This is a genomic window from Bradyrhizobium sp. BRP22, from assembly GCF_020194175.1.
Classification (GTDB): Bacteria; Pseudomonadota; Alphaproteobacteria; order Rhizobiales; family Xanthobacteraceae; genus Bradyrhizobium.
The window spans coordinates 53,046-64,950 of sequence record NZ_JADYVX010000001.1 but is presented as its reverse complement, the minus strand read 5'-3'; the positions used below and the strand labels follow the sequence as shown (position 1 = coordinate 64,950).

Here is an 11,905-nt window from a genome sequence, read left to right as displayed (position 1 = left end):
TAAAGCACAGCGAGCCACCGATCGTGGATAGCCAGATGCACTATCTGCCGATGACGCCGGGATCGTTTTCGATCCTGGTGTTCCTCGCATTGGTGCTGGTGATCCTGATCCAGCTCCGCATCCTCAGATATGCCTATCTGAGCCTCGGTGTGAGTCCGGGAGCTGCATTCCTGCTGCTGTTCGGCTCCCTGATCGGCAGCTATCTCAATATTCCGATCACGGAATTGTCTGGCCCGCCTGTCAGATCCGGCGAGGTCGTCGACTTCTTCGGCATGCGCTATGTCGTGCCGCTGGTGACCGCGCCCAGCACGATCCTGGCCGTGAATGTCGGCGGCGCGCTGATCCCGACCTTGATGTCGATCTATCTGGTCGTCAGATACGAGCTCTGGGTCAGGGCCGCGATCGCGACCGCCATCATCGCGCTCATCGTCCATTGGCTGGCGACGCCGGTGCCGGGAATTGGCATCGCGGTGCCGGTGTTCGTGCCCGTCGTCAGCGTCGCGATCATCGCGCTGCTGCTTTCGCGTGAATATGCCGCGCCGCTCGCCTATATCGCGGGTTCAGTCGGAACGCTGATCGGCGCCGATCTTCTCAACCTGGACAAGATCGGCAGCCTGGGTGCGCCGATCGCCTCGATCGGCGGCGCCGGCACGTTTGACGGCGTGTTCCTGACCGGCATTCTCGCCGTGCTGCTCGCCGCCGTCGTTTCGCCCTCGCCGCTGCGACGGGCTTAGGGTCACTAGCCCGGCAGGAAGATTCACGCCGACTCTACCAGACCGCACATTTCGGCACAAAACCGCACAAAGCCGGGCAACAGCGCGGCGCGCCGCGCCTCCTTGTGGCTGAACAATGCCGATCATTCTGCTCGCGCCTCGACGCACTTTCTCGAAAAACTTTGCGCGTCCTAGACGTCCCTCGGGAGAGGGAAATAACGACGTGCGATTGTATCGTGACCGGCCGCCCGCGGCTGTCACGCTGGATGCGAATAGTGCTGTTCTTCCTGGTCGAAGGCATTGCCGCGCTCATCATCGGGTTCGCGGCCTTGTTCGTGAACTTCGCGCCGGTATGGTCGGCCGCGATCAAGCCGCCGGCCGCGTTCATCAAGCCGGGCGACGCCCGTTCCGGCTCTCGCCAGCTCCGTAATGCGCTTCGATGCTTCCGGCATCGATCCGCTGTCGAATGGATACGAGCTGGTGCTCTCGACCTGCTGGCCGTTCGACGCGCTGACATCGGGACCGGAACGCTATCTTCTGCCCGCCACGATGATCGAATCCGGCTCCTGAAGCGTGGCAGCCGAAAGAATTATCCGCATGGTGGGATATCGCAGCAGCGCGTAGCCGCATGCAGCCAGTGTAAGTTGCCACGCTGCACAAGCCTCAATAGAAATAGCAAAAAGCATGGCGCACAGCGTTCGCTGCAGCGCCGCAGGAAACGACAAGGCGAGGTCCATGGAAGCACAGTTCAGCCCCGCGTCCGCTGCACCCGAGAAATGGTCGCCGTCGCGTGATGCCAGCGACATCGTCAAGCAGATCCATGCGATGCTGCACCCCCGCAACATCGTGCTGGTCGGGGCCACCGACAAGCCCGGCAATTATGCCGAGCGCATCTGGAACAACCTGATCAAGTACGGATATCGCGGCGGGCTTTATCCCGTTAACGCCAAGCGCGAAACGATCTGGGGCGTCACCTGCTACAAGGATTTTGCGAGCCTTCCCGAAGAGCCAGATCACGTGCTGGTGCTGGTGCCGGCGCGCTTTGCGGTGCAAGTGATCCGCGATGCGGCCGCAGCCGGCGCGCGCTCGGCAACCATCGTCACTTCGGGCTTCAGCGAATTGCAGGACGAGGAGAGCCAGCGGCTCGCGGTCGAATTGAAGCAGGCGGTGCAGGAAACCGGGCTTGCGGTGACGGGACCCAATTGTCTTGGAAACCTGAGCGCCGGCGAAAACCTCTTCACCAATATCGACGACCGCATCGTCACCATGGAAGCCGGACCGGTGGCGATCGCCGGCCAATCCGGCGCCATCGTGATGGCGATCCGCCAGACGCTGGAGGATCGCGGCGTCGGTGTCGGCTACATGGTGACGACCGGCAACGAGGTGGGGCTGACCACGCCCGACCTGATGAATTATTTCGCCGCCGATCCGAGCATCCGCGTGATCGTGGTCTATCTCGAAGGCGTGCGGAACACCAAAGCATTCCGCGATGCCTGCAAGGCCGCGCGCGCCGCCGGCAAGCCGGTGATCGCGCTCAAGCTCGGCGCCTCCGAAGGCGGCCGCGCCGCGGCGATGGCGCACACCGGCGCGCTCGCCGGCTCGATCGAGACTTTTGACGCGATATCGACCCGGGAAGGCGTGATCCGCGTCCGCGGCCTCGACGAGTTGATCGAGACCACCGAATGCTTCGTGCATGCCGATCTGCCGAAGGGCAACCGGCTCGCCGCGGTGTCGCTGTCCGGCGGCAAGCGTGGACTGCTGATCGACGCGTTCTATGCGGCGGGACTGAATTTCGCGCCGCTCGGCCCGAGCGCGACCGAGCAGCTCGCAACAATGCTTGGCCCCGGCAGCATCGTCGGCAATCCGCTGGACGCAGGCTTTGCCGCCGTGGTCGATCCCTCCGTTTACATGAAGTCCATCAAGATCATGATCGACGATCCCGACACCGATATCGTCATCATCGATGCCGAGCTGCCAAAGGCGCCGCATGAGCTGCGCGAGCGCAATCTTCGCATCGTCAACGAGATGGCCGCGAAGGCGGGCAAACCCGTGATCTATATCAGCGCGATGTCGATCGGCTTCACCGATCACACCAAGGCGCTACGCAAGACGCTGCCAAACGTCGCCGTGCTGCAGGGCCTCGACCGCGCGGTCGGCGCGATCAAGTCGCTGATCGAATACGCGCAGCTCCGCAAGGAAGTGCCGGATATCGCCTCGAGTTCGACGGCGTCCGCGCGAGCCGTGCTGGAGAAGGTTCTGAACAGCGCCAACGGCGCCGCCGCGCTCGACGAGGTTGCCTCGAAGAAACTGCTCAAGGCTTACGGCATCCCGATCTCGAAGGAGGCGATCGCGCGGACGGCAGCCGAGGCGGCGACCATCGCCAGGAAGATCGGCTTCCCCGTGGTCGCGAAGGTGGTCAGCCCTGATATCCTGCACAAGTCCGATATCGGCGGCGTGGTGCTGAACCTCAACAGCGCCGCCGAGGTGAAGAAGGCATTCAACGACATCACGGCGCGGGTCAGGAAGCTCAAGAACAAGCCGAAGCTCGAGGGCATCCTGATCGCCCAGCAGGTCAAGGCCGATCTGGAGCTCGTGGTCGGCGCCTCGCTCGATGCCGAGATGGGCCCGGTCGTGCTGTTCGGCACCGGCGGCGTAGACATCGAATTATTGAAGGACGTCGCGCTCGCCGGCGCACCGCTCGATGCGGAAGAGGCAAAACAGCTCATCGCCAAGACCAAGGCCGGTATCAAGCTGAAAGGCTATCGCGGCAAGCCGGCGCTGCACGAAACGTCCGCGGTGAAGGCCCTAGTCGGGCTCTCCAACCTGATCGCCGACGCCGGCAACCGCATCGCTTCGATCGACGTCAATCCGTTCCTGATCAACATGAAGCTAGGTGTTGCCGTGGATGCCTTGATCGTGCTGAACAATGCCGCAGCGAACAAAGCGGCGGGGCATTGATCCCAGCAGGCTGTGAGCGAGTTCTCTATCGTCATTCCGGGATGCGTGCAAAGCACGCAGGCCCGGAATCCATCGGGCCACAGGCGCAGGCGGAGAAATGGATTCTCTGATGTGCGATTGCACATCATAGTTCGCGCTTCGCGCGCCCCGGAATAACAGCGGAAAATTCGTGAAATCCGTAGGCTGGGCAAAGCGTCGCATGCCCACCATTGCGGGTGGACGTCAAAACACCGCGCCCCACTGCCTTGCGGTCTGCAATATCCAATCGCGATACAGCGTCAGCGGCGTGACGCCGGTGATGCCGCCGCAGCCGGCAGAATTGTTCGGCCCGGTCGACCAGCTGATGACGCCGATGATCGCAGGCCCGGTCTGCTTGTCCTCGAACACCGGCCCGCCGGAATCGCCGGTGCATGCCCCTAGCCCGTCGCGCGCACCCTGACTGAGCGGATCGACCAGGCGGATCTGCAGCGTGCCCGGCTGCCCGGTCGCGATCAGCCCGGCGACGCGGACGATGCCGCCGCTCTTGCCCTCGCCGCGCACGGTGACGCCGATGCCCGCGATGGTAAAGCGGCTGCCGACGATGACGGGAATGTTGGGCGCGCCGAGCGCCGCGGGCGCCTTGCCGGCGGCGGGCGCGGCAAGCTGCAGCAACGCCACGTCGGCGGTGGCGCGATGGGAGGTCATGGCGTCCATCCTGAACGCGGGATGGATCGCGATGCTCTTGATGTCCTTCAACTGCGGCTGCCGGTCCGGGCCATATTCGACGATCTTGTAGTCCGCGCCGGGCTGCACGCAATGCGCGGCCGTCAGCACCACCTTCGGCGCAATCAGCGCGCCGGTGCAGAAATTGCCGCGCGAGCCGACGATGGTGATGATGGAACGGCCGACGCCCTCGGCGGTCGGCACGCCGCCGCCGACAATGGCGGAGGCCGGCGTGGAGGCGAGCAGCGCAAGCGCTGCCGATATCGCAAGCAAGGCTTTCATGGGCACAGCAATAGCTTGCGCCGCGCGCATCGCCAAGCCGCCGGATTCAGGCTAAAGCGTTTTCGAGCGAAGTGGCCACAACACGCACAACAGCAGGCAGAGGGAAATGATCGAGGCAGTGATCTGGGATTTCGGCGGCGTCTTGACCACCTCGCCGTTCGAGGCGTTCACCCGGTTCGAGACCGAGCGCGGCCTGCCAGCCGACATCATCCGCCGCACCAACGCCGCCAATCACCTGGAAAACGCCTGGGCCAAATTCGAGCGCGCCGAGGTGGATATCGAGACCTTCGATACGCTGTTCGCAGCGGAATCACTGGCGCTCGGCGCCGAGGTGCGCGGCAGGGACGTGCTGCCGCTCCTGCAGGGCGACCTGCGCCCGGAAATGGTCGAGGCGCTGAAGCGCATCAATGCTAAATTCAAGACCGGCTGCATCACCAACAACCTGCCGGCGAACGCGATCGGGAGCAAAGGCGGCCGCACGCTCTATGTCGCCGAGGTGATGGCGCTGTTCGATCACGTGATCGAATCCGCCAAGATCGGCCTGCGCAAGCCCGACCCGCGCATCTACCGGATGATGGTGGAAGCGCTGAAGGTCGATCCAAACAATTGCGTCTATCTCGACGATCTCGGCGTCAACCTGAAGCCGGCGCGCCAAATAGGCATGACCACGATCAAGGTGGTCAGCGCGGGCCAGGCCCTTTCAGAGCTAGAGGCCGCCACAGGGCTGGTATTGCGCTAGGCGGAAAATGCCGGAACCGGGGCTGCCCTCACGCAAACGAGCCTTGTGCTTTGCCGCCAAGGCAGGCACAACAACCTGATGTACCAAGGCAAATCCGGAGCTCACATCGGTGGCTGACAATCGGCCTGCGGCCTCGATCGAGGCTGTCGAAAGCGGCCTCGCCGCGCAGGGCTACATCGCGAGCCGGCAGATCGCGACCGCGGTTTATCTGTCGCAGGAGATCGAGAAACCGATCCTGGTCGAAGGCCCTGCCGGCGTCGGCAAGACCGAGCTGGCGAAGGCGATCGCCGCCTGGCGCGGCATGAAGATGATCCGCCTGCAGTGCTATGAGGGGCTCGACGAGGCCAAGGCGCTGTACGAGTGGAAATACGCCAAGCAGCTCCTCTACACGCAGATCTTGAAGGACAAGCTCGGCGAGGTGCTGGGCGGCGCACAGACGCTGCATCAGGCGCTCGACCAGCTCCACACCTTCGGCGACGTGTTCTTCTCCAAGGAATTCGTCGAGCCGCGGCCGCTGCTGCAGGCGCTGGAGCAGGCGGCGGGCTGCGTGCTGCTGATCGACGAGATCGACAAGTCGGACGCCGAGTTCGAGTCGCTGCTGCTGGAAATCCTCAGCGATTTCCAGGTCACCATTCCCGAGCTCGGCACGGTTTCGGCGATCGCGCCGCCGACCGTGATCCTCACTTCCAACAGCGAACGCGATCTCGGCGACGCCCTGAAGCGGCGCTGCCTGCATCTGCATATCGGCTTTCCCGAACAGAAGCTGGAAGAGCGTATCGTCGAGAGTCGCGTACCCGGCATCTCGCAGACGCTGCGCCGGCAGATGGTGGGCTTCATCCACGAGATCCGCACCCTCGACTTGAAGAAGCTGCCGTCGGTGAGCGAGACCATCGACTGGGCGCGCGTGCTGGTGCTGTTGCAGGCGACCGAGCTCGACCATGAGATCGTCAAGGACACGCTCAACGTCCTGCTCAAATACGAGGCCGACATCGAGGCCGCGCGGCCGCAACTCACCGCCTTCATCGCCAAGGCGTCGCGGCAGAACGTGTTCGGATAGACGCCATGCGCGAGAACCTTCATCGGTTCTTTCGTGCCGCGCGCGGCGCCGGGGTCCGGGTCTCGCCCGCCGAAAGCATCGATGCGATGCGCGCGGTGTCGCGGATCGGCTTTGCCGACCGTGACGTCCTGCGCGACACCTTCCTGCTGACGCTCGCGAAGTCACAGGACGAGAAGCGCGCACTCGGCGAATGTTTTGATCTCTTCTTCAGCAAGCCCGAGCCGGCGCAGGATGCGACGGAAGGGACCAAGGCCGGCAATTCGGAACAGGATGATTCCGGCGCAGGCTTCTCCGATGCTTCGAGCGAAAGCGGCGATGGAGATCAGACCGAGACTCTCGGCCCCCTCGCGCAGATGCTGCTGTTGCAGGATCGCAACGCGATATCGGCGGCGATCGCCAACGCCTCCGGCGCGGCCTCGCTTTCCAACATCAGATACTTCACCCAGCGCGGCATCTTCTCGGGCCGCATCCTGGACGCGATGGGCCTCCAGCGCCTGCGCGACGATCTCGACAACCTGACGGCGACCAACCCGGCGCTGGCCGAGCGGCTGCAGGCCGCGCTCGACGGATTGCGCGGCACCGTCCGCGACACGGTCTCGCAGGCGCTGCTGCTCTACGGCCGCGAGGAGGCCGAGAACCTGCGCAACGAGATCCTGCGCAATGCGCCGCTCGCCCGGATCGAGCCGCGCCAGGTCGAGCAGATGCGCGCGCTGATCCGCCAGATCGCCCGCCGCCTGCGCGAACGCTACTCGAAGCCGCGCAAGCGCCAGCGCCGCGGCCATCTCGACGTGCGCCGCACGCTGCGGCGAAACGCGGCCTGGGGCGGCGTGCCCTTCCTCACCGCCTGGAAACGCAAGCACCGCGACCGGCCGAAGATCGTTGCGCTCTGTGACGTCTCGGGCTCGGTGGCGCGCGTGTCCGATTTCTTCCTGCTGTTGATCCACTCCTTGCACGAAGTGGTCGACGACGTCCGGTCCTTTGCGTTCTCCGGCCATCTGATCGAGCTCAGCGATATCCTCGAGGAGAAATCGCCGGAAGCAGCGATGGCCGAGATCATGTCGAAGGTCGGCTTCGGCTCCTCCGACTACGGCAACTCCTTTGACGATTTCGAGAAGGGATGGATGGACACGATCACGCCGCAGACCACCGTGATCGTGCTCGGCGATGCCCGCAGCAACAATCTCGATCCGCGTGCCGACATCCTGCGCCGCATAGCGGAACGTTCAAAACGCCTGGTCTGGCTCAATCCCGAAGGCCGCATGACCTGGGGCTTCGGCGATTCGGAGATGCCGCGTTACGCCACCTTCTGCAGCGTGGTGCGCCAATGCGCCACCGCCCAGCAGCTCGAACGCGCGGTGTCGGATATCGTCGCGACGTATCAGTAGCCCTCACGCATCGATCGCGTCCTTGATGCGCTTGCGCGTCAGTGGCAGGTCGCGCAGGCGTTTACCGGTGGCATGGGCAATGGCGTTGGCGATCGAGGCTGCGGCGGGGCCCTGGCCGGTCTCGCCGCTGCCGAGGAACGGCTGGCCGGGGCGGTTGATGATGTGGACGTCGATGCGATCGGGCACCGCATCGAAGCGCAGGATCGGATAGGTCTGCCAGTCGATGCTGGTGATCCTCGTATCATCGAAGCTTACGCTCTCATACAGCGTCCAGCTCATAGATTGCATGATCGCGCCCTCGATCTGATTGGTCAGGCCGTCCGGATTGACGACCTGTCCGGAATCGACGGCGGCGACCGCGCGCAGGAGCCGCGCACGTCCGGTCTCGCTGTTGACCTCAACTTCCGACGCGATGGCGCAATAGGCCGCGAGGTTCTTGTAACGCGCGAAGGCAAAGCCGTAGCCGCGACCGGGCGGCGGTTTTCGATCCTGCTTCCAGCCAAACTCCTGCGCGGCCTTTTCGACCACATCACGCCCGCGGGGGTCTTCGAGATGCCGCAGGCGAAACTCGACCGGGTCGGCGCCGGCGAGGCCGGCGAGCTCATCCATGAAACTCTCGATCGAGAACACGTTGTGATAGGCGCCGAGCCCGCGCATCGCCGAGATCCGCAGCGGCATCGCCGCGATGAAGTGATGCACCACGCGCGCATTGGCAAAGGTGTAGAGCGGGATCGCGTTGCGGTCGCCGCCACCTTCCGGCAAGGGCAGCGGCTTTGGCGGCGGAACGGCAAAGGCCTGCGCCATGTGCTGCGCGGCGAGCAGCGTGCCCGCATTGCCCGGCCGCATCGAATGGGTGTTGCTCCACACCGCGAAATTCCAGTCGGCAATGCGGCCGCCGCCGTCGATCGAGGCCTTCAGCTTGGTCACCATCGCCGGGCCGAACGGCTCCCAGGCGTGTTCCTGCTCGCGCATCCATTGCACGCGGACCGGCCGGCCCGGCAGCGCACGCGCGATCAGCGCGGCATCGGCCGCGACATCGTCGGCGCCGTTATGGCCGTAGCAGCCGGAGCCCTCGACATGGATCAGACGGACGCTCGCAGGCGACATGCGCAGCATCTCCGCGATCGCCTGGCGGTCGGGGTAGACGCCCTGGGTGTGCGTCCACACCGTCATCGCATCATCGACGAAATGCGCCACGGCGCAGGATGGCCCGATCGAGCCGTGCGATTGATAGGGACGGGTGTAGGTGGCTTCGAGAGTCTTCTGGCCGGAGACGGAGGGATCGCTGCGCTCGAAGATAATGGAATCCTGGGACGGCAGCCCAGTGAGCACATTCAGCAGATCGTCCTGCTTTGGCAGGTTTTGGCTTTCCTTCCACTTCGCGGCGGCAGCGAGCGCGTTCATCGCCTTGATCGCCTGAAATTCCTTGTTCGCGATCACCGCGAGGAAGTTGCCGTCGCGCACGACCTTGAGGACGCCGGGTAGTCTCTCGACGGCCGCGCTATCGCATTCGACGAGCTGCGCCCCGTAGCTCGGCGGCCGCACCACGCGCGCATGCACCATGCCTGATAATCGCATGTCCTGCACATAGGCTTCGCCGCCCGTCACCTTGGCCGGGATGTCCACGCGCGGCACCGCGTGACCCATGATCTTGAAGCTGGCGGGGTCCTTCAGTTTCGATTGCGGCTGCGCCTGCACATGGAGTAGGTCGGCGGCAACCAGTTCGCCGTAGGTCAGCCGCCGGCCGTCCGGCGCGATCACGGCGCCGTTCTCGGTCCTCAGATTCTCGGCTGCGAGACCGAGCCGCCCCGCCGCCTGCGCGATCAGGAGTTCGCGCACCTGCGCGGCGGCATTCAGGATCGCGGTGCCGGAATCCTGCATCGAGTGGCTGCCTGCGGTATAGCCCTCGTTGGCCGTGAGTTGTGTGTCGGCGGTGACGACGTGGATCGCTTCGAACGGCACGTCGAGCTGTTCGGCGGCGATCTGCTGGAATGCTGTCTTGAACCCCTGCCCCAGCTCGGCCTTGCCGGTGAAGGCGGTGATGCGGCCATCGGCATCGATGCGGAGCCAGGAATCAAGGTAGGGCGCGACGGCAAGGCTGCCCGGCCGCTTGGGCGCGGCACCCGCCGGCGAACCTTCTTGCGCCAATGCGCGGCCGAGCGAGAAGCTGACGATGAGGGCACCGCCACCCTGCAGCACGCGGCGACGATCGAGGATGACGGGCGCGTTCATTGGCCGCTCCTCGCGTTTGCCGATGCGTCCGCTGTATCCATCAATCTCGCGGCGCGGTGCACCGCGCGCAGGATGCGCATATGGGTGCCGCAACGGCACAGATTCGGCTGCAGTTCGGCGCGGATCTCCGCATCGGTCGGCTTTGGGTTTCTGAGCAAGAGCGCCTGCGCCCGCATCATCATGCCGGCGATGCAGTAGCCGCATTGTGCCGCCTGCTCCTCCATGAAGGCGCGCTGGATCGGCGCCGGCGCGGACACGGTGCCGAGCCCTTCCAGTGTCGTCACCTGCTTGCCCTTAAGCAGCACCAGCGGTGTGACGCAGGACAGCACGGCCTTGCCATCCACGATGACAGTGCACGACCCGCATTGGCCAAGCCCGCAGCCGAATTTGGCGGCGTTGAGCTTGAGATCGTCGCGCAGCACGTAGAGCAGCGGCGTATCGGGATCGGCGTCGATCTGATTGTCCTGGCCGTTGACCTTCAGTGTCATCATGGCTGGTCTCGCTGCGAAGGGTCGGCCGGCGCATTACGCGGACCGACTGAACTCTGGAGAAGGGCGGTTTGGCTGCGGCGCGCATCCGCGACGGTCTTTTCAACGCCGGTCCAGGGCTGTTCCTTGCTGAAACGCGCGCGCAGGTAATTGAGCAGCGAGGTGACCTGTGCATCGGTCATGCTGTCGGCGAACCCTGGCATGATCGGACTGCGTTCGCCCGCGACCGCTGCAACGCCCGAAAGTACGGTATTGGCGAGGTTGCGGGGATCGGGGCTCGTGACTGCCGTGCTCAGCGCCAGGTTGACGCCGCCATAGGGCAGCGGCCGGCCAGATTCATGGCAGGAGGCACAGGCCGCAGCGTAGATCGCGGCACCCGCCGCATCCGCCTGCGCAGATGCCGGTTCGACTTGCGCGAGTACAGCGCCGCGATCGCTTTCCGGCTTCGGCGCGCCGGAGATGTCGGCCATGTAGATGGCGATGGCGCGTACGTCGCGGTCGGACACCGTGGAGAGATTGCTCACCACCTCCGCCATCGGCCCGCGCGCGGTGCCGTGATCGGGATGCCAGCCGTTGCGCAGGTAAGCGTAGAGCGACTCCGCGTTCCAGGACACCGGCGCATGCGCGCGGTCGTTCAGGGCATAGGCCCGCCAATTGTCGGCCTCGCCGCCGGCAAACTGCGCGCTTGCCCGCTCGGCGCCGAGCGCGTTGCGCGGCGTATGACAGGAGCCGCAATGGGCGAGGCCGTCAACCAGATAGGCGCCGTGGTTCCATTCGGCGCTCTTTGCGGGATCCGGCCGGAACGTCTCGCCGCGCAGGAACAACAATTTCCATCCCGCGATGACCGGCCGCTGGTCCAGCGGAAACATGAGCTCGTTCGGCCGTGCCGGGGCATGCACCGGCGGCCGTGTCATCAGGAACGCATAGAGCGCCCGGTCGTCCTCGTCGGTGACGTTGGTGAAATGGTCATAGGGAAAGGTCGGATAGAGATGCCGGCCCTCGCGGTCGACGCCAGTCATCATGGCGCGAGCGAACGCAGCCTCCGACCATTGCCCGATGCCGGTCTCCGGATCCGGCGTGATGTTGGAGGAATAGATCACGCCGAATGGGGTCGGCACCGGCAGGCCGCCGGCAAAATCCTGGCCGCCCTGCCGGGTGTGGCAGCTATTGCAATTGCCGAGCGCCGCGAGTTCGCGGCCGCGCTTGATCACGGCCGGATCGAAGGATGCTGGGGACGGACGCTCGATCGCGGCGATTGCCGGCCGCCACACGACCGCAAAAGCCGCCGCACCCACGATCAGTGCGACAGCGACAATGCTCGCGATGATCCGTGGCGATCTCGCCATGCC

9 protein-coding genes and 1 pseudogene are annotated in these 11,905 nt (G+C 64.9%); 6 read left to right on the top strand and 4 right to left on the bottom strand.

Translation table 11 applies throughout. From position 1 onward, the window contains the following. The first annotated feature begins 23 nt into the window (after positions 1 to 23). The 3 genes and pseudogenes from I6F35_RS00295 to I6F35_RS00285 all read left to right on the top strand — a co-directional run bounded on the left by I6F35_RS00295 (position 24) and on the right by I6F35_RS00285 (position 3,671). On the top strand, positions 24 to 734 hold the full coding sequence (locus I6F35_RS00295; protein WP_225115638.1) for a DUF1614 domain-containing protein: 711 nt from the start codon (positions 24 to 26) through the stop codon (positions 732 to 734). Between the two features lie 390 nt (positions 735 to 1,124). Next, positions 1,125 to 1,283, top strand: a pseudogene (locus I6F35_RS00290) (class GN sortase); the annotation flags it as partial. 165 nt (positions 1,284 to 1,448) lie between these two features. Next, positions 1,449 to 3,671 carry an acetate--CoA ligase family protein gene (locus I6F35_RS00285; protein WP_225115637.1) on the top strand — a complete coding sequence of 741 codons (2,223 nt, stop codon included), beginning with the start codon at positions 1,449 to 1,451 and terminating at the stop codon, positions 3,669 to 3,671. Between the two features lie 222 nt (positions 3,672 to 3,893). Here the strand turns inward: I6F35_RS00285 and I6F35_RS00280 are convergent, their stop codons facing one another. Then, complete coding sequence (locus I6F35_RS00280) at positions 3,894 to 4,655, bottom strand: trypsin-like serine protease (protein WP_225115636.1); 762 nt, start codon at positions 4,653 to 4,655, stop codon at positions 3,894 to 3,896. 106 nt (positions 4,656 to 4,761) lie between these two features. On the opposite strand from I6F35_RS00280, the gene I6F35_RS00275 reads away from it, so the two are divergent. The 3 genes from I6F35_RS00275 to I6F35_RS00265 all read left to right on the top strand — a co-directional run bounded on the left by I6F35_RS00275 (position 4,762) and on the right by I6F35_RS00265 (position 7,836). Further along, the gene (locus I6F35_RS00275) at positions 4,762 to 5,394 is read left to right on the top strand and encodes an HAD-IA family hydrolase (RefSeq protein ID WP_225115635.1); all 633 of its coding nucleotides are present in this window, start codon (positions 4,762 to 4,764) and stop codon (positions 5,392 to 5,394) included. A gap of 109 nt (positions 5,395 to 5,503) precedes the next feature. Further along, positions 5,504 to 6,451, top strand: a complete 948-nt coding sequence (locus I6F35_RS00270; RefSeq protein WP_225115634.1) for a MoxR family ATPase — start codon at positions 5,504 to 5,506, stop codon at positions 6,449 to 6,451. Positions 6,452 to 6,456: 5 nt separating this feature from the next. Further along, entirely contained in the window at positions 6,457 to 7,836 is a 1,380-nt protein-coding gene (locus tag I6F35_RS00265; protein ID WP_225115633.1) for a VWA domain-containing protein, read from the top strand. A 3-nt stretch (positions 7,837 to 7,839) separates the two neighbouring features. Here the strand turns inward: I6F35_RS00265 and I6F35_RS00260 are convergent, their stop codons facing one another. The 3 genes from I6F35_RS00260 to I6F35_RS00250 are packed head-to-tail and all read right to left on the bottom strand — an operon-like array spanning position 7,840 to position 11,902. Continuing rightward, positions 7,840 to 10,068: a molybdopterin cofactor-binding domain-containing protein gene (locus I6F35_RS00260; protein ID WP_225115632.1), complete on the bottom strand. Its 2,229-nt coding sequence runs from the start codon at positions 10,066 to 10,068 to the stop codon at positions 7,840 to 7,842. Beyond that, positions 10,065 to 10,556: a (2Fe-2S)-binding protein gene (locus tag I6F35_RS00255; RefSeq protein ID WP_225116016.1), complete on the bottom strand. Its 492-nt coding sequence runs from the start codon at positions 10,554 to 10,556 to the stop codon at positions 10,065 to 10,067. The genes I6F35_RS00260 and I6F35_RS00255 overlap by 4 nt, the downstream gene beginning before the upstream one ends. Continuing rightward, entirely contained in the window at positions 10,556 to 11,902 is a 1,347-nt protein-coding gene (locus tag I6F35_RS00250) for a cytochrome c (protein ID WP_225115631.1), read from the bottom strand. The genes I6F35_RS00255 and I6F35_RS00250 overlap by 1 nt, the downstream gene beginning before the upstream one ends. Between the last annotated feature and the right edge of the window lie 3 nt (positions 11,903 to 11,905).

What these genes read in the sequence shown, in the direction of transcription:
- I6F35_RS00285 (WP_225115637.1), top strand. Translation starts at nt 1,449, where the DNA reads ATGGAAGCACAGTTCAGCCCCGCGTCCGCTGCACCCGAGAAATGGTCG.
- I6F35_RS00275 (WP_225115635.1), top strand. Translation starts at nt 4,762, where the DNA reads ATGATCGAGGCAGTGATCTGGGATTTCGGCGGCGTCTTGACCACCTCG.
- I6F35_RS00260 (WP_225115632.1), bottom strand. Translation starts at nt 10,068, where the DNA reads ATGAACGCGCCCGTCATCCTCGATCGTCGCCGCGTGCTGCAGGGTGGC.
- I6F35_RS00265 (WP_225115633.1), top strand. Translation starts at nt 6,457, where the DNA reads ATGCGCGAGAACCTTCATCGGTTCTTTCGTGCCGCGCGCGGCGCCGGG.
- I6F35_RS00280 (WP_225115636.1), bottom strand. Translation starts at nt 4,655, where the DNA reads ATGAAAGCCTTGCTTGCGATATCGGCAGCGCTTGCGCTGCTCGCCTCC.
- I6F35_RS00250 (WP_225115631.1), bottom strand. Translation starts at nt 11,902, where the DNA reads ATGGCGAGATCGCCACGGATCATCGCGAGCATTGTCGCTGTCGCACTG.
- I6F35_RS00255 (WP_225116016.1), bottom strand. Translation starts at nt 10,556, where the DNA reads ATGACACTGAAGGTCAACGGCCAGGACAATCAGATCGACGCCGATCCC.